An 18,622-nucleotide genomic window follows, 5' to 3' on the forward strand; every position below is an offset into this window, starting at 1 on the left:
CTTACGGGGGGTCGTCGAAGACGGGTTGAGGCAAAAAGGGCCCCGAAGGGCCCCCGATAAATACTCGTTCTTACCAGACGACAGGTTCGGATTCGGCGCCAGAGTCGTCCACTCCGATCAGCCGAATCTGAGGTGCTGATGCATAGGACTTTTTAGATACGGTGATGATTCTTCCGTTGATACCGACTTCTGTGTCATTGAGCATCCATAGGTGCTTGGCAATTTTCCCATCCTCGTCCTTGCAGTTGGCTTTCGCCGTCCAAGCGCCAAACCCTTCGGTGACCTCCAACTCGCAGACAGGCGGTTTGTTCTCCTTCACTTCCACCTCGACTTCTTTACGGGCTGTTTTACCCATTTCAGTTTCGATATCCAAACTGATCTGGTAAGTGCCTGCCTCGGGCAACTTGGCTCTGCCATACCGTGATTTTCCAATATCGAGTAACTCGCCATTGATGCTGTAGGCCATTTTTGTGACTCGGTCCCTTGGGTGGCCACCCGTCATCGAAGGTCTGAGGAATATCCCGAGCGGTGCCCGACTTGCAGGGTTGTCTCCAGCCCAATTGATGCCCACATTCCATGGCGGCGGCTCTCGGAAGCGAAGGCTTCGTTCAACCACGCTGTAGTTCCCGCGACCATCGCTAATATGCACCCTGAACATAAATTCGCCCGGTTCATCGATCGAAACGATCCTCACTGGGGCGTAATCGTCCTTGACCATGGTGAATCCGGACACAGGAGGTAACTCCCAATCGAAATTGAGCTTCTCAAACTCTTTGAATGGTCCATTGAACTTCACCCGCATTTCCAGTTGGGCAGGGGCATACTCCGCGGTGTAGGTGGGCTGCAGGAACCAAGTCGGCCAGACGTATTCCCAGAAATCCAAGCGTTTGGTAGTCGTTCCAATGGCTCCACGGGACTCCCAGTCGACGACCCAGGATTTGACGGAAAGATAGTTGTCGGGACGATCACGGTCCTCTGCGGTCGGAGTGAACTCGACAGTGTTACCCTTTACCACTTCCCCCGTCGGCAAGATGAACTCACTGCCCATTTCAACGTCCATGTTGATGTAAGGCGGGTAGATTTTCGCCGTCCAGGTGACGGGCTTGTCGATCTCTGGACGGGTCCGCCCAAGGATCTGCACACGCGGTGGCCGGATAGCCCTGAAGCCGACAGCGCCACGAACCTTGCGGTAAGCACCTGGCTCTTCAGGCGAGTCCAGATAGCGGGCCCTGGCCATGACATAAATCCTGTCCTGCACGTCGCGGGTAATATCCAGGGTGCCGGTCCCCTCCTCCCACGTTTTGCCTCGGTCGAGGGACCACTCGATTTTCTTGTCCGACGGATCGAATACAGTATTGTCTTTGTTCTGAAGCCTGTAGTGAGCTGTCCCGGTCACAAACACGTTACCGGGCCCTTTGATTCTCACGGCTGGAACATTGTAGGCCTCAATCTCAACACTCTGAGTCATCGAGGTGGCCCCACTGTGCTTGTTCACGAGTTGAGCTCGCACCAGGTATTTCCCTTTGTTCAGGGACATCGACAGCCGTTGCGATGCGCGGGATGGATTCTTGACAGGCTGCCAGGACCCTCCGTTGTTGGTAGACATCTCCCAGTTGACAGTGCCCAGATCACGCGTCTCTTTCCTCTTGGCCAAATCGGCAAAGAGAGTCACACGAAGCGGGGCTTCCCCCGACATTCTCAGAGCTCTAACCGAACCGTCCAAAGGATCACCATTGAGGACAGAAAGGAACAATGGTTTGAGGCCTGTCCGTACGGAAGAATATTCCGGTACCGGCGAGATAACGCGCGCTTCAGCCACAATGCGCAACACATCGCCAGCCACATCGGCCACCGGCACATCAAAGGACGTTTCCCCCGCCCCGTTGGTGTCTACCCAGTCGGTCAGCGGCGTCGATTCCTTGTAACTTTTCATCGCCAGCAAACGTACTTGCCATTGACCCATTGTGCTGGCGTCATAGGTGTTCCCAGGAACGTAGACATCCTGGATACCGACATCGATCGACAATTTTTCTGTTGAAAGGACTGTCGTTTCTTTGTTGAGAATGACCGGTTTAATACCGTCGTCAGGAACGGACAGAATGTCAAACTCGTGCTCGACAAGGCTGCCTGGCAATGCTTCAAACGCAGCTTTCGCGTTGAATGCAGACAAAGTCCACAGACTGCTTTTCGCGTTAGCATTCACACGGCGGCGAACATTTTGTTCATCCATCCAGCTCTTGGGCGCAACACCGTTCTCAATCACCTGACCATCTTGAGTCAGTATGAGTTTGATCGGCGCGTTAAAGCCTTTGATTGCTAACTCACCGAGATAGCCGCCAGACAGAGGCGCCGAATACAGATCGCCCTTGATCAGCCTGCGATTGTCCATGCTGATAGCCAGGGTAGCGGGCTCCATAGCATTAAAGGTGTGCTCGCCCTCACTGGCTTTGATCTCGATACCTGTTGGCGAGAAAATCGAAACGGCCCATTTGATAGTTTGCGGCCCAAGCTCTTGAACTGCGTTCAGCAGATATGGACGTTCCCAGTTCTCACGCTGCTGCAAGCCGTTTGGAATTTGGGTCCATTTCACATAGCACATAACGTTCGACGACCAGCTGGACGACGAAATCTTCGCGCGCTGTTCGACGGTTGTGAGCGTACATTCTGGCCCCGCAATCTGCTTGAGCAGGAAATTGATGTCCTCCACCTTGTAGTAAACCTGCTGTATTGCTGGTTCAGGACCAAGCCGGATAGATCCATCAAGGGGCACCGTTTCCAAGTCATGGTCAAAGTTGGCCATGAAGAACTTATTCCCATCCCTGTCGACTACGTATGAAGTAGCTCTGACAGGTTCAACCATGACCTGTGACCCCGCGGCTTCGAGACTCAGGGTGTCCCGGTTACTCCGATCCTTCCATTCCTTAGGGGTCGTAGCCCACTCCAGGTAGCAGGTCGGAGCATCGATAACATTTCGGGCTTTTGCGGCGACAATTGACGTTGTAGGAACGCAGACGTTGTTCGACGGTTTGAACTCAACCTTCGAACGGCCAACACCCTGCAGCATTTTCCAGGACTGTGATTCAAGACCGCCTTGTATCGACCAGACGCTGACGGGCACCGCATAGACCGGGCCGGTTCTGTCCATTCTCGATAAAAGAACCATGGACTTTCCGCTATCACCTGCAGAAAGCGCCGCAAGCGGCTCCTCTAACGACGTCGGCGAGATCAGGTCGGGAGTGAATCGGCTGCCGTCTCCAACGGCCAGAGCTCTGTGACCCAAGCGAATGCCGAGCGAGCTCGTCGGTTGAACGACCGCTACGATATCGTTCCCGAGCGCGTTCATTGCGTCCTTGTCCAGAACACGGAACGAATGCCGTCCGTTACCGTCCACCAACGCAGCGGTAACGCCTGGAATTACTGGTTTGAAGCCCAGCTCAAGGATCGGCCGATCGATGACAATGTCACTGGCCGGACGGAACTTGATATGGATGTCCTTCTCGAACGAAAGACCGCCGCGGTCAGTCGCCCGCAGTCTTACTACCGTAGGTGTCTTGCCATCGGTGCGGTAGTCCATTTCAAGGCCGTTGAAATTGACAGTGCCATGTTCAGGCTGGTTGACGACCTCCAGACGATGAGCGTCCCAAAGGTTAGGATCAGATACGCTCATAAGGGCATTCCCACCAACGCCCTCGTACATCAGCACCTCATCGGGTCCGATATCAGTGGGCGCCGAATTCAACCTCGCCACCTGCGCTGTACCAACGCCCTCTACATACAAACCTCCAGTGTCTACCACACGGAATCTGAATAGCTCCTCACCGCTGAAGCCAAGATTTGGCGTATAGACCAAACGGTCACCTGTCACCACGACCTTGCCATTGGATGGCTGCCTGATGATCTCTACCGTGAAGCTATCCCAGGCATTAGGATCGACGATCCAGGGTTGTACCGGATTACTGGGCTGCCCTTCGACGGTGTAGATCGTGACGTTTGTCTCCGTGGGCGGATAGTTGTGTTGGGTTACTACGACCTCGATTTCCCCCACGACAGAAAGACCACTTGGGTCAGTCGCCTTAACCTGAATCGTATCCTGTCCAAAAAATCTGTCCGACGGGGTGTAGATGATTCTGTTGTTCAGTACCTCAGCCAGGCCGTGGGCGCCGTTCATTTCGATCGACAGTTGGTGTCTCATCAAGTCATATGCATTGCTATCGATGATGGTTGGATAGTACGGCTCACTAACCTGCCCTTCCTTGACTGTGATTTTGCCGGAAAGCGCTTCAGGAGCTTTGACTGTGCGCTGAACGTCGACCCACACGGTTCCAACGACCGACTCTCCACTCGGGTCCGCCGCACGAACAGTAAAGGTGATGACGCCAAAGAATGAGTCCGGCGGTGAATACTTCACAGCACCGCCCACGAGTTCGACAACCCCCACAATCGGCTGCGTCTCGATCGTGAAGGTGTGTGGATCAGCAGGGTTCTTGTCTTCAACAGTTGGCACACCGCTGACCGGTACACCTTCCGGCGTTGTCATCATCAGCGACAGACCAGTTGGTGGGAAGTTCTTGTGTTTGATTGTGACCGAGGCAATGCCAGAAACGGCTAAATTGCCCTCGTCGACCGCGATGTACTTGAACTGGGTCACTCCTTCGAAATCGTATGGTGCGGTGTACACGAGCTGGTTATTGATGACTTCGGCGAAGCCAATCATGGACTGTGCTGGTACCGTAAAGGTATGCCGACCCTGGTCATAGGGATTCGGATCAATCACAGCTGGCGTTACTGGATCGGACTTGAGACCTTGTTCAGCTACAAGGTTCGCGCTGGTCGAGGTGGGGGCGTAGTTGTACTTGCTGACCGATATACTTCCTGTCGTAACAGGGGACTCAGCGCCTGCCGCATCTCGAATAAGATAGGTGAAAGAAGCCTCGCCATAGAAACCCGCAACTGGCGTAAACACGACCTCAAGACCATTAGCCTTGATGCTGCCAACGCTTGCTGGTGGTTGAGCAACAATAACGATCGCATGGCTGTCAGGATCATCCGGATCCTGAGCGACCACGATGTGGTTCTGAACCTCTACTGAAATAGTCGCAGGTACGGAAACCGCACCCTCGGGATCAATAGCAATAACAGAGGCCGATGAGATCCCCACCCAACCAGGTGTTGGTGTGTATTGAATTTTGGACCCGCTGAGGCTCAGTGAACCTGCCTCAGCCGGGAGAGCAGATGAGATCTGGTATGAAATCGGTGAATCACCATTTGGATCTGTAGCTGCCAACATGGCTTCGACCGGGACTCCGAGTTGGGTCTTCAACGATAGAGCTGACAGACTCGGCGGCGCGTTTACCTTCTGCACATCGACAAACAGCGTGTTCGGTGCGGAGACGGCGCCCGCCTTATCCCTGACCACAAACCTAAAGCTTTGTTTGCCCGCGAACTTTGCATTTGGGGATACGGTGATGTTCAAGCCTGACACCGATAGCGTTCCGAAAGATGCCGGAACCGGGTCCAGCAAGCTCACCGTATGAGAATCACCTTTGTCAGGGTCGACAACCGAGATGGTGATTGATTGGGATTGCCCCTGGGCCAGGCTCATGTTCTCGTCTTTGGACGAAGGCGCATCGTTCTCTGGAGTTACGGTAATCAGAACGTCTACGGGCAGGGAGCTGGCATGGTCGGTATCATGGGCAACGATTTTACCGGATGTAGTTCCAGCCCAGTCTTTCGCCGGTTTAAACACCAGCGTGTTCCCAACTACGATCAGCGAACCTTCCGAGGCTGGAACCTGGGTGTAGACCTCGAAGATGAAATCGTTTGGGCTATCAATGTCAGTGGCTGACAACGGTGCGGATGTTTCATGGTCCTCTGCAGTTGTGATGGTGATGGGCTGCATCACCGGTACATCGTTCACCGGTTTGACCACTACTTGGACCGTTGCGATGTTCGATACTGCTCCAGCGGAATCACGAGCGCGATATTGAATCCGTGTAGCACCGTTCCAATCTTGGGCGGGTGCAAATGTGAGCTTGTTCCCGACGATGGTGGCGGTACCCTCCTCAGCTGAAGGGGACGCGGTGATTTCGAATGTATGTGTATCGCCCTTGTCTGGGTCATGCGCCGTCAAGGATATTGATGCCGCAACATCTTCCGGGGTAACAATCTCGCGATCATCGACCGACGGGACATCGTTCACCGGATTGACCGTAATTTGAACTTTGGCCGGTTCGGACCACATACCTTTAGAGTCTTGTACCCGATACCCTACGATAGCCGCCCCATTCCAGTCCGGTGCAGGGGTAAACGTGAGCTGGTTACCCACCAGAGTGGCCCTTCCGACCGCCGTACTCGGTACTGTATCGAGTCGATAGATCACTGGGTCTGGGCCATCAGGGTCACGGCTACTCAGCGTGACCTGGCCAGGTGTCTCTTCATCAATGACCAACGTCGCGTCGTCTGCGATCGGCGGCTGATTTGAATCCGTACAAACCTGCCAGCGCGCGTCGACAACACCGTTGTCTTTAACGTCATTTTTTGTCTGCGCTCCGCGGGTGTACTTCACACCATTCACATTGAGCTCTTGCGATGGTGAAACGCCTAAATTAACCCCATTAACCCAGAGCACCGGCTGGCCATTTCCGACGCAGTTGGTCAGGCCGCTGCAGGACTGCCACATGGTAGCGTTGCTGAAGGTGCATTCTGCGCTCGCCTGCACGGATACGAAGACGATGCCTAGCAGGGCTAGTTTGCGGAGGTGTGTAAGCCAGGGAGTCATAGATGTCCTGCCAATGCGGAATATGCAGGACTATCTTGCTGAGGAGGATAGGCAAAAGGGGGCCAATTTGCCCCCTGAGTGGGGGTCGCCCCCCGATTGGTATTACCTGAGTCGTTTAAACGAATGCAGGATGGATCGTGGCGGACATGATCGATTCGATCACGGTTGGCGAGTTATACAACCCAACACCGCCGCCGACGCCCGTTGCGAAAGCCATGATGGATTGACGAACGACACCGCCCACCAGGCCGACCAGGATCATCGCACCGGCAACTACCCGGCCCAGAGTGCCCTGCATCCAGCCCTGCAGGCTTTGCCAGATGGGGTCGAACTCTTCACCACCGGTACCGGCCAATGCCATACGACCGAACACCATCAACCCAACGACCAGGGCGGCTTGTGCGTAGCTGCGATTGCGATCGCGGTTGCGGTTGCGGTTGCGGTTGCGATTAAGTTTTGGAACACCTTCTTGGCGTTCGAACAGGTTTTGCATCATATGTTCCTCGATAGTTGGGGGTACTACGGACTTACACCAAGGGGGTTCTTGGTATCAGGAGTTGGTTGCGCAGTCGGGTGTTGGATTTGCAGGGGCCGCAAAGTCGGAGTGACCTTGGGCGATGGATTCCCAAGCTCCCAGCGGCGTGGCTCAATTTCGGTGTACACGTAGCCGGGAACATTGAGGTCCCCGTCCTTGCCTTCCCAGGGTGCGACCCAGATACGCATAACCGTCGCCTGGCTCCGAATTGGCAGAGGCTGTCGAGCTGCTTTCGGAATGACGTATCGCTCGCCAGCAACAGGCTGATGAACTGCAACTTCGGTTTTCCCGCTCTGAGGCTCTGCGTTTGCGGAGCTTTCACCTGGCCCCAAACGCTTGCGGAAGCTGTCGCTCTCAGTCGCGCTATAAACATCACGGGCGGACATGCAGGTAACGCCCTCAGGCATCCCTTTACAGCCGTAATCAGGTTCACCGATGGACAAGAACGAGCACCCCCCAGTGAAGAGGCGGCGATTAGAACGATCGAAGTTAAAAGTCCGCGCATTGTTAAATCTCCAAGTGTGCTGATTTTTGGGCATGCGAGGCCCATGCGGAGGGCGAATTCGCCCCCCGAGTGGGGGTCAGGATTTATGGTTGAAGCTTGAGGGTCTGGCCGCGTTTGACGATAAAGTCGATCTCGCGAAGTGCATCGACTTCAATCACCGGATACAGACTCTCGGCCATCTGAAGATAGAAATCGGCGATGCGTTCCAAAGCCTTGCCGGTACCACTGATCGCAGCACCTTGAAGTGCTTCGCCGTTAAATGCCTGTTCCATTACAGGGCTATAGGTTTTGTTTGAGTTGGTGTTGTTGATATCGCGTACGTTGATCGTCGGTACGCTCTTCACGCTGAACGCTTCGCTGACACCTTGCATGAAGCCAGCCATCAAACTTCTGGCCAGGATTTGCCCCTGTTTGCTGACCAACCTACCGCGAACGCCCGCTTTACCATCCTCACCGGCAGCGTATGCGTCCAGCTTGGTTTCAATGACCCCGCCGTCTTCTCGCACACAGCTGATGACCTCCGCTCGCAAATAAGCGCGCTCAGATGAGAGATCGCCAAAGCCACTGGCAATGAGGAAACATTCCTTAATGTCAGCCCGAAACCGGTTGGGAAGAATCGCTTCTTTCTTGATCCGCAGAAGAGCTGGAAAAGGTTCTTTTCGCGCCCCCTGACCAGTTGGAGCATCCATGCCGGTGATCAATGCGCCGGAGAGAATTGAACCTGCAGGAAGAAACATTTCATGTTCCTTCTCGGCCTTTGGGTCCGCTTCTTTTCCTTCGGAGGCAATGGTGCGAATTTCGATTTTCGCATCTGCCTTTTTGGCACCAGAACCACTTTTAGGCGGCTCTGGTGGTTGCGGTGCAGAAGCAAAATAGGTCTCAGGATTTTTCTGTACTGCTGAAGGTGAATAACGATTGAATTCGCCACCTGTTGGGGTTTTCATTGCACCGGGATCTGCTGATGCAGAAGGATCACCGCCTTTCGATTCCCCCTCCATGAGGGACTTTGCTTGCGCCGACTTGAGCTCTTCCATTTGCTGTTTTAGCAAATCCGAATCGCCCGCAAAACGAGTAATTTGCTCCTGCAGCAGCTTGTTCGACTCGGTCACCTCTTTCATCGCTGCAACCGTATCGGTTTGGGCTTTCTGGTTCTGAATCAGTTTGCTGATCTGAGAACCCTGGGATCTGAGAGTCGCGTTCATGGCGTCGATACCAACCGACCGCGGATCGTGGTCAGTAAGCGCGGTCACAATCTCCTTACGCGCTTTCTTTCGAGGTCCGCTGGTACTGTCGAGCACAGATGCGGATACCCACAGCACAACAATCACGACAGTCGCGATGGTGCCCCAAGTCCAGTACTTACGATGCACAGGGTCAAGCTGAGACCATCTATCTTTTAGAGTCACGGCATACCCCCCTTAATTCAGCAAACTTGGGCGTTGAGAATCATCGGTCTGCTCTTCACCTACCCGCAGCACAATGTAAATTTCCGTCTTCATACCCGGCTCAAGAAGATTGTTCGGCCAAACCGAAGCAGCAGCCAGCGTCGGATGCGTACAGGCTGTTTCGTCGACCAAAAGAGGTTGATTGGTGACGTTACTAGCGACTGCTACCAGCACTTGGAAGTTATGACCGAGCATCACCTGGGACCGGCTGAAATCGACGTCCAGGCCATCCTGGTAACACGCCGGGACGGTATCGCCTGGTGCGAGTTTCGCGAGGCTGTAACCCTTCGGAAGCTTGTTCAAAGCAAGCGCCCGCATGATTCCGCGAATCGAGTCCATATACGGCTGGGACTCCTCCCACTTACGGGCGGCTCCGCTGTAATGGCGGCGCACACCGAGTCCTCCCGACGACTTACCTTGAGCGCTGCGTCCTTCATCCAGAATCAAGTTGGCTTCGATTGGCGGAACTTTCTGCGGAGCAAGGGTCAAGGACAACGCCAGACTTTCGTCGTCCTTTGGCGTGACGTACATCGTGACGGGCGTATCATTGTCAGTGGCAACGTACACAACGTTTTTTTCCACCTTGGTGGTGGCCCCCGTCACTGTCTGAACGATCGGATCTTCAAATGGAGTGACGATGCGGTTCAAATGCCCAACAGCAATTGGGATGATGGTATTCACCCCTGGCGCAATCAGTATCTGCCGCATGGTTTCAACAGGCTCTGCCTTCACCGCTTTAGGTTGATGCATCACAGATCCGTCCACGGCAGGCAAATCGTTTGATTGCCCTGGTGTAACCTGAACCATCTTCGCAGACTTTGCTTCTGGCGTTTTTGCAGCCTGTCCAGCGTTCTCTTTACTCGGAACCGGGACCGTACTGCCGTTTGCTGGTGCCGCTGGTTGGGCTTGAGGCGCGTTCGCCTTACTCACTGAAATATCGGGCAATACCAGCTTCGACTCTGCATGCGCCGTAGAGGCCGCAATCAAAAGCATCGCAGCCAGGGCCTTAAAATTATTGTGCACGTTCACGTTCACGCTCCTGACGACGACGATCTTTGTTTTCTTCAGCACGATCGAGACGGCTCTGCACAATCTCAGTACGAGGCCCACCCTTGTAGGTTTCAACGAACTCGATGATTGGCTTGTAGCGCTTGATTCTGATCTCCACGACGTAAGTCCGATCCTCGCGCTCTTTCTTCCCCGTTGGCCCTTCCATGGTCGACCGACCACTCACGTAGAAGAGGTTTGGCTTGCCTGGCTCTTTAGTGATTTTGCGAGGCTCGAATTTGAGCGAGACGCGGTCCCGACGAATTTCGCCGACCTGCTTCTGCAGCAAGTTCACGAAGGCCTGGTAAATGTCTGGTGACAGCAACGGGTCCATGATTTTCTGAATCATCTCTGCCGTTCCTGGCGTGACGTTCCCGAGGACCAGAGCCACGTACATCGCCCACGCTTCGGTGTAGGAATCAGACGCCGAGTTTTCATCAACCCACGCTTGTTCCACCAACGTGGGAGGTGTAATCGTCTGAATCGATTCCTTGTTCAGCGCGACGATTGTCAGGAGAAAATTGGTAACGACCATGGCGTACAGCAGTACCTTGAACGTAGCGTTCTCTTTCTTCAGACCCGCGGCGGTGTTACCGAAAAATTTGCTGAGCATGAAGTGCCTCAGTGCAGTCGATTGATAAAAGGATTGGGTATCGACCTGGCTTTTGGCCCACCTATTCCGGTGTACCACCAGATCATGTGGGCCAAGTAGCCGTCAGGGTTTCGATCTCGGTATTTGCGGTAAACACGGGTCATCAAAACGCCTGCCAGGGTCAAGATTCCCGCCATCCCAAAAAACACCCCAAGGACCAGGCCGAGGCCGATGGGAGCGACCTCATCCGCTTGCCAAAAAAGCACGTGAGGGGGATCGTCAACGTACTGAGGAATGGTTACTTGCTTCATTGAGGGACTCCTTGCTGAACGGGCGCACCATTGACCAGTGCCGACATGGCCTTCACGATTTCATCGGGAGGATATGCACCGGAAAGGACCTGCTTGCGGCCCGTCGGGTTATGGATAATGAGAGTGGTCGGCGTCACCTTGACCCCGGCTTGGACGGCCTCCTGGAGATCAGCACGGATCTTGTCGTCGTAACGACCGCTATCCACGCAGGCGGTGATTTTTCGAGAGTCGAGCCCCAAATCTTCGGCAATGCTCGAAAGGGGTTTTTGCGTTCCACGACCGTTCCCTGCCGTAGAAGAAAAAATGGAGCCGATCATGCGGTAGAAGGATTGATTCCCTCCCTGATCAGCCGCGCATTCCGCAGTCAACGCTTGAAGCCTAGAGTTCTCGCCATGCAGGGGAACGTGCTTGTAGATCAGAGAAACGTTGCCACGTGAACCGTCAACCAGGGCCTTGGGAGCTGGGTAGAATTGCTGGCAGTACGGGCACTCGGTATCACTGAATTCCACCAGCGTGAACTGGGAATTTGCTTCCCCATAACGACGCTCAATTCCAGCAGGCGCTGGGGCGGTATGTTCCTGTCCAGGCCCAGTGCTTGCCGATGCCCCTATCAACGACGGATAGAGAAGTTGCAACTGCTCCACAGCATCTTTCATATGCTCATAGGAGTACGCCCACGGCTTAATCTTCGCTTGCTGGGTGCCCAAGCGATCGAGCAGGTCGTTGGTTTCGGCTAACTGGCGCTGAAGATTGTTCTGGGTGTACAGCGAGAGTCCCGCCACTACGATCGCAAGAGCAGCCATTGCAACCGGGACGAACCTGGATAACTTCTTTTTGGTGGCAGTAGGCACAAAATCACTCCTATTCAGATGGTGTGATTTTGTGTTGGTCGACTGGATCTAAGGGGGGCAGTTCGCCCCCATATAGGGGGCGGTTCTTCCCGTGCTAGAGACGCTTGGGGAGGTTTCCAAGCAAAAGAACACAAGCGAACGGTATGACGATGATTGTCAAAATCGGGATGATCATCGGAGGGATCGGCAAGGGCGCAATAAAACTCACAATCAGGGCCGCGCTAAAGAACATCAACAGCATTGAACTGTATTTGTTCAAGAAAGGTGACGAGTACGCAAAATTGTATCGTTTTATTTGCCATGCCATATATCCCGACACCATCGAAGGGATCACCATGATAACCATCGAGGGTATCCACATCCCAAGAAGAATTATTCGATAAATTATATGGTATATGACCATTGCCAGTGCCTCGCCTCGGGCCTGGATAAAGGGAAACCAAAGTTCGCCCAGATGTTCCCACCCTTTTGACTTTTCCATTTCTGCGGCTGAAGGAATGAAAAAACTGGAAACAGTCTCTTTGATACCGGAGTCGCCCAAAAAGGAGATATATAGCTGATCAGTCGACTGCCTCACTAAGGCTTCAGACTGCTCACCTAACATATTTCGAGTCCAACCCTGCTCTTTTAGGATCGAGCGCTCAATGAAGGTATTCGGTACCAAGCAAACGACCAGGATGATCTCGATAAAAAAGCAGACGACGAACGCCCAGAATGTCTTGGGCCATTTCTCTTCCATATCATTTTCTCCCAGACTCAATCAGGGTCCAGACCTTCGATAGTGGGTTCTGTGGTTGTAAAAGGGCCTTGATGACCGAAGTCCGATCACAGAAGTCACCTTCACAGTCAGAATCAATCATTATTCTTGCGATTTCTTCCGCAACAACAGAGCTATTCTGGATTAACTCCTTATTTCCGACGATTTCACACATACCGTCAATAAACGGGTCCATAAAAGCAGCAAGGCGCTCTCTGTCAGTTGCCCCCACATTTGCCAGGTATGACTCAAGTGCAGCTTGGATTACAGATTTTGTCACTTGCGCGGTATCAGGAGCCCTGAGTAAAGCTGCAGCCACACTGATAAGTGCCGCCGCGCGCGGCCAATCCGACTTTAGAAGGTATAGAGCGTCTTTCAACGAACGGTTATCGCCGAAAACTTCCATAAAGGCTTTATTAGCGGTGTTGGTATTATTCATGGATTGTCTACGCTGCATTTTTTAGCACAACTTCTTTATATTTGGCGGCCTGCTGGGCAGCTTTAGCCATGTCTTTAGGCGTCGTGAGCACAGGAACTTTCCCTTTTATAAGTCTGCCGCCTGCCATAATTGCGATGTACTCCAGGTTAGGAAGTTGTCCAAACATCTGGGACGGGAACAGCTCGCCCTCCTCTTCCATCAACCGCTCACCGACATTGCCCGAGTGCATATGCGGGTCCTGTCCAGAAGAAGCACCTTGTGTACGCATAATGTATTTGTATCGGGTCGGAGGGATCTTCGACGCCACGTACTCTTGTGTATCGGGGTCTGTGATTCTCAAAGCTATGAGGTGGTTGGTGTTACCCAACACCTGGCGTGCTTTAGCTGCATCCCCCATACGGGCTTCAAAGTCCGCAATGGTCTGAGTCGCAACATACAGACTCAGTTTTGCCCCACGTCCTTTGTTCAGCAACTGAATCAGCTGGTCGTTCACTACCTCGGCAGCCTCATCGACGAAGATGCTGACAGGACGCAACGAAACGCCGTAGTTGTAGCGCTCACCGGCTACGGAGGCGAGGTCAGCGAGGAAAATCGATCCGATCGCAGAACCGACAAGCGGGTCAGAAAGGGAGTCGAGGCCCAAGTACATGACTTGCCCACCGTCGATAATCTTCTTGGTGTCTGTTACTTCACGGTCATCATTGTCGTCGTCCATTGGGGACAACAGCGGGCCCAAGTGACCCGATGTGAGCATGTTTAGCACAGGCATCAAGGATGCAATCATTTTCCCGAAATGTTGGCTGTCATGCTCGAACATCGAAAGAACGCCTTCGAGGTCTGAGTTAGCCTTAACAGGTTGAACTTCCACACGATACATAGTGATCAGAGCAAATGCTCTGGCATCATCGGATTGAGCACCTTTCAAATAGTGTTTACAGGTCGCCTCAAAATCTGAAATCAGAGGTTCTGAATAGGCCTTTATCGCTTTGATAATTAAAGATGCCAAACCTCCTTCAAGCGCCCTTCGTATTGAAACCAATGTCGGCTGCTCACCACAAATTAGCATCGCCTGAACAACATTGTTGATCGCCATCATTGCGAACGCTTGGAATGGGTTACCCGCCTCAGACTTCATCAGTGCAGCGATACGGCTTGCAACTTCAGTGGGCCTAGAGAAATTTTGAGTAGGAGATATCCTTGTAGATTTCTCAGGAAACGCCGGATGGAAATATTTGAATCTATTAGGCTCGCCTGCAATTTCACAGGCTCTTCTCGTATTCTCGGCAAGCTCACGATCCCCCTTCGGATCAATTACGATTACCGCCTCTCCACGAAGTACTGCTTGGGTTATTTTTAAATCGAAGAGCCGGGTTTTTCCGCTGCCCGTGGTACCCACAATTAATTCATGGAGCGAAGTAAGCTCTGTCTCGACTTTTTGCGCTTCATCTTTTTTCTGACTGAGGCCATGAATCCATGGAGCACCCATGAAACCGTCTTTAACTTTTGGGACAAATTTAGTTACGTCCCGTTTCAGAAGATCGAAAAGCATCTGACCTTCCGACTGTGTCCATTGATAACCCTGCCCCAGATATACGGAGGTCGGATTAGCAATCATAAAGTCTAGAAGCTTGTCTTGACTTAACAGGTCAACTGGCTGCGCTCCTAAACGCTGTTTAATCCTGTGCAGCTGGATCGCCTTGGGTAGCTTTTTAAAGGCAAAGGCTGCCTGTATCCCTAAAGTGCAGGCGAAGGGCATAAACGGAAGACCGCTACTTAGCAAACCTAATGAAGCAGTAGCGACCATACCGCCAGTCCATGCAGCCACCTCGACCGCTTCAAAATTCGGACGCCAGGGAACGTCATACGTCCACTCACTCATACCATTAACTCCCGCGGGATAATGACCACGATATTTTTACGCCGCATGACAAATTCGCAGTATTCACACAACGCATTTCTAATTTCGTCATGACTAAAGCCAATTACAGGCTCCAGCGCCTTAAACGATCCTGGCGTAAACTCAGCTGCTACCTCACCAGTCTCAAGTGAGATTCTTTCCACATGCTGAATAGCGAGTTTCACAATTCGCCTACTTCGTTCTACGGAGGCCTGATCGCGTTTTTGATTCACAGAAAGAAATTCGAAATTTTGCCCGGTTAGTTCTTCAACAAATGCGGCGATTGGATTGCTCAGCACTACGCCAGCAATATTGTTTAGTTTCTGAACGACACGCTGTTTCAAACCTCCGCTCTTTAGGAAGTTTTCCATAACCCAGCCTGAAGTATGAAGAGTCATCACTTCGTCTTCGGTTAAAACACTGTTTCCACTTGAAAGTGGCAGAAATAGTTTTGAATTCAAGACCGACCAATGCACCACATTCGGAACATGTCGAAGAAGGATGCTCATTGCCTCAGGCGAAGACTTCACCAAGGAATCGGCTATCGGCGTTAAGGACACTGGGTTGGCAGAATCTGTCGAGACCTGAAGGTGCGAGTGAGAAGAATCTTTTGGGTCTGTTTTCTCCGCCCCCAGTTCAGCAACCTCAGCGACAGAAGCTGTCGACTGAACCTGAGTTGATGGTGGTTTACTTCCATTTCGGCGCTGCTTTGGCGTGCTGCCCGAGCCCCCAACAAGTGGCGCCAGCAAATCACCCTGGCTGCCTTTCCCAGTCGACTTGTGCGCGGGCTTCGGAGGCTCAGGAGTGAGGTCCAGGCCTTCGAACAGTCCAAACAGCGGGTCTTTTTGCGGAGAGACGGTTTCCGGAATAACAGCGGTCGCGATTGGAGACTCAGACTCGGGCTCTTCAAACACCACGCCTCCCAGACAAGAATCGTAATCCTGACTCTGAGTACTTTGAGTCTGATCTGCCAGGTAAGCTTCCACATCAAAGTCGCCTGGGCTTACAACCGGGGATGGGAGCGCCTTCTCATTTTGCGCCTGCACTGGCGGTACCGTCGGTGGGCCAAAGGCGCTTTGGTCATCATCAAGTGAAAAGGTCAGTGGCTCGAAAGCGTCACCCACAGGTGCCTCACTGCCTCCCAGCTCGTCCTCAGAGAACAGGCTTTCAATATCGAGCCCCTCAACGGCTAGATCTTTAAGGCCCGCTGGCCGGATTTCGGGTTCAAGGACCACCGCCAAGGATTCTGTGTCGAGAGGTTCTAGGCTGATGCCCTTGGCGGCTGCCTTTTTGTGCAGCGCCGGGCTCGCAGTGCGTTTTCCACCAGCAGGAGTTGGTGTGAAGTTATTGACCAGGTCGCCCAGTGCGGTGCCCAAGTGAGCTCCAGCAGACGACGCTGGAGCTTGAGGTTCTCCTTGCGCGGTAACGCTAGGCGATGCAGAAGTCACCTCAAGAGTGACTGCGTCTGCGTCCTTACCCAGTGTCACAGAAACGGCTGCAGGCGGATGGTCGTAACCAAAGACGGTATCCGCGCTCATGATTTTGAGGCACTTCAAATACGTCTCTTTGGTAAAGCCAGCACCATCGACTTTTCTAAGCTCAAAGGGAGCGACATCCCAGTAAGGTCCCCCATCCGGTCCGCGATCGGCCAACCCGTTATCGATCAGCACATTTGCCAGCAGATCGGGTGTGCGAGGGATCGCGTTAACGCCCTGCGCGATGATTTCCTTTACGACGTCTTCCGCGCCCTGCTTCCAAACGATGAAGACACCATCCAAAGTGAGCCACACCCTTGAGCCTTTCTTGTTTACGGCCCAAGTCCCCATCGAAACCAGGCGCCTAATAGCATCGACTACAAGACGGTTAACCGGCACACCGGTACCACTCGATGTGGCTTCGCCGCCGTGGCGTTTCATGTCTTGCTCGACTGATGCCGAGTCGGAACGTATGACGATCCCGGTTAAAACACTATTGGGATCATCACCGCTGATCGCATTGACCATGGACGCATAGATGTCCTGGCCCGCGTTCATGATCCAGCCTCGGGTTTTGCGCGGAATTAGGGTGTCAACCATGGTCGCCGACAGGTGCTTGTGGACCTTGTGGCGATTCGAGTTCCAGTGCAGGTAGTACCGTGCCACGCTCTGACTATTGGCCCATTCAAGCAACGACTCCTCAACCGGCGCCCACACTTTTGCACCGGTTTCATCGGTTACCCGCAGGTCGGTCAGAGGCTTTCCCGCGTCATGGATGAGGCCAGCGCACATCGCAGCAACACGCCAGGGTTTTTCGCGCTTAGATTTTTCTTGGGGATACTTATCGTGATCAAAAACAGCGTTGTTTGACTTCAGAACCGCGAATGCTGCGACCTCGATGCCATGTCGCATTAACCCGCCAGGCCCACGGTGATGGTGTAGTTCTGAAGCTGGAAGGAGATGAACATAATCGGCATAGGCGCGCAGCACCGGCATCACCAACTCATCGAACTCCTCGGGACGAAGCCCCAAGGTGGTTTGGATTTTGGTTAGCTTGTCGGCGTGCAGCTTGAGCAGATCCCCACCACGGATCAGCGCGGGATAGCCGCTGATAAAGGGCGGGTATCGCAACATGTGTTCATCACCCTCCTTCAGTCCTTTGATGACCTCAGGAGAGAGCAGAACGTGAACAGGGTGTTTGGGCTCAGGAATCACTGGGCCTGCCTGGCGGCGGCCAAAAATCCTGGCGAGAGCGTTTCTGAACAATTCACAGCACCGATTCAGTTCTTGTGACTGAAAGGATGCCTACCGCTAAGAGGATCACGCAGGCCAATCGACCCCCTAAGTGGGGGCAGACCAATGCCGATGGCCAACTCGGTGCCATTTATTCTCACTGTCATCCACTGACAGAGACCTTCACCGTGAAGTATCAAACTTTAGCGATCGCAATAGCCCTGGGTATTGCCGTTAGCGGCTGCTCATCGAAACCTAAAAAGCAGGAAATTACCTACGTTGCCCCAACGACCGTGGAGGTCCCTGTACGCCACTGGGAGGAGTTTCGCGCGTCCTGGGGACATGAAGGCCGTGGGGGCGCGGCTCTGCGCAAACCAACCTATCAGCATGTGATAGCGTCCGAAGATGCGATTGTGATTCGTCCTGTCGTCCGGAATGAAGAGTCCGACCATGGAGCAGTCAAGATTTTTGCGCTGCGCGGGACACCGGAAGAATGGCAACGCTTAGCGTTGGCCCAAGGCGTCCCAGCTCCGTCGTCGCCCCAGGTAGCCCAACAAAAGCCATCCACTGTTGATATGGATTCTGAGCAGTACCTTCGGGCTTATCGAAAATTCTGTAAGGGGGCTACCAACGAAATGACTGAAGAAGAGTGGTCAATGGTCGCGCTGGGCGGGCCTAACCACATACCGCCTTCGCTACGTGGAAAATGCCTCACTCAGAAATAAACTGGGATAGTCATCTGTCCTCAAGAACTGTA

Annotated in this window: 13 protein-coding genes; 1 reads left to right on the forward strand and 12 read right to left on the reverse strand. The window is 53.3% G+C overall.

Annotated features, from left to right (window positions below):
- Window positions 1-70: 70 nt before the first annotated feature.
- The 12 genes from BLL42_RS27860 to mobH all read right to left on the reverse strand — a co-directional run bounded on the left by BLL42_RS27860 (window position 71) and on the right by mobH (window position 17,847).
- A complete protein-coding gene (locus tag BLL42_RS27860; protein WP_071555946.1) occupies window positions 71-6,778 on the reverse strand; it encodes a tandem-95 repeat protein in 6,708 nt (2,235 codons plus the stop codon).
- A gap of 115 nt (window positions 6,779-6,893) precedes the next feature.
- Complete coding sequence (gene traA, locus BLL42_RS27865) at window positions 6,894-7,271, reverse strand: TraA family conjugative transfer protein (RefSeq protein WP_236722028.1); 378 nt, start codon at window positions 7,269-7,271, stop codon at window positions 6,894-6,896.
- Window positions 7,272-7,297: 26 nt separating this feature from the next.
- Window positions 7,298-7,852 carry a type IV conjugative transfer system lipoprotein TraV gene (gene traV / locus BLL42_RS31195; RefSeq protein WP_081427377.1) on the reverse strand — a complete coding sequence of 185 codons (555 nt, stop codon included), beginning with the start codon at window positions 7,850-7,852 and terminating at the stop codon, window positions 7,298-7,300.
- Window positions 7,853-7,901: 49 nt separating this feature from the next.
- A complete protein-coding gene (locus tag BLL42_RS30905) occupies window positions 7,902-9,224 on the reverse strand; it encodes a TraB/VirB10 family protein (protein ID WP_071555947.1) in 1,323 nt (440 codons plus the stop codon).
- 12 nt (window positions 9,225-9,236) lie between these two features.
- The gene (locus tag BLL42_RS27880) at window positions 9,237-10,292 is read right to left on the reverse strand and encodes a TraK domain-containing protein (RefSeq protein ID WP_081427378.1); all 1,056 of its coding nucleotides are present in this window, start codon (window positions 10,290-10,292) and stop codon (window positions 9,237-9,239) included.
- A complete protein-coding gene (locus BLL42_RS27885; protein ID WP_071555948.1) occupies window positions 10,276-10,923 on the reverse strand; it encodes a TraE/TraK family type IV conjugative transfer system protein in 648 nt (215 codons plus the stop codon). Before BLL42_RS27885 ends, BLL42_RS27880 begins: the two co-directional genes overlap by 17 nt.
- Window positions 10,924-10,931: 8 nt before the next feature.
- Complete coding sequence (gene traL / locus BLL42_RS27890; RefSeq protein WP_064363844.1) at window positions 10,932-11,213, reverse strand: type IV conjugative transfer system protein TraL; 282 nt, start codon at window positions 11,211-11,213, stop codon at window positions 10,932-10,934.
- Window positions 11,210-12,064: a DsbA family protein gene (locus BLL42_RS27895; RefSeq protein WP_071555949.1), complete on the reverse strand. Its 855-nt coding sequence runs from the start codon at window positions 12,062-12,064 to the stop codon at window positions 11,210-11,212. The genes traL and BLL42_RS27895 overlap by 4 nt, the downstream gene beginning before the upstream one ends.
- 94 nt (window positions 12,065-12,158) lie before the next feature.
- Window positions 12,159-12,803 (reverse strand): IncC plasmid conjugative DNA transfer DtrJ family protein, encoded by a 645-nt coding sequence (locus BLL42_RS27900; protein WP_071555950.1) that lies wholly within the window; start codon window positions 12,801-12,803, stop codon window positions 12,159-12,161.
- Window position 12,804: 1 nt separating this feature from the next.
- Window positions 12,805-13,260, reverse strand: coding sequence for a hypothetical protein (locus BLL42_RS27905; protein ID WP_129587028.1), 456 nt, complete (start codon window positions 13,258-13,260; stop codon window positions 12,805-12,807).
- A gap of 7 nt (window positions 13,261-13,267) precedes the next feature.
- Window positions 13,268-15,139, reverse strand: coding sequence for a conjugative transfer system coupling protein TraD (traD, locus tag BLL42_RS27910; RefSeq protein ID WP_071555952.1), 1,872 nt, complete (start codon window positions 15,137-15,139; stop codon window positions 13,268-13,270).
- Window positions 15,136-17,847: a MobH family relaxase gene (mobH, locus tag BLL42_RS27915; RefSeq protein ID WP_129587029.1), complete on the reverse strand. Its 2,712-nt coding sequence runs from the start codon at window positions 17,845-17,847 to the stop codon at window positions 15,136-15,138. Before mobH ends, traD begins: the two co-directional genes overlap by 4 nt.
- 206 nt (window positions 17,848-18,053) lie before the next feature.
- On the opposite strand from mobH, the gene BLL42_RS27920 reads away from it, so the two are divergent.
- Complete coding sequence (locus tag BLL42_RS27920) at window positions 18,054-18,590, forward strand: hypothetical protein (protein WP_129587030.1); 537 nt, start codon at window positions 18,054-18,056, stop codon at window positions 18,588-18,590.
- The last annotated feature ends 32 nt before the right edge of the window (window positions 18,591-18,622 follow it).

It is taken from the genome of Pseudomonas frederiksbergensis, from assembly GCF_001874645.1.
Lineage (GTDB): Bacteria > Pseudomonadota > Gammaproteobacteria > Pseudomonadales > Pseudomonadaceae > Aquipseudomonas > Aquipseudomonas frederiksbergensis_B.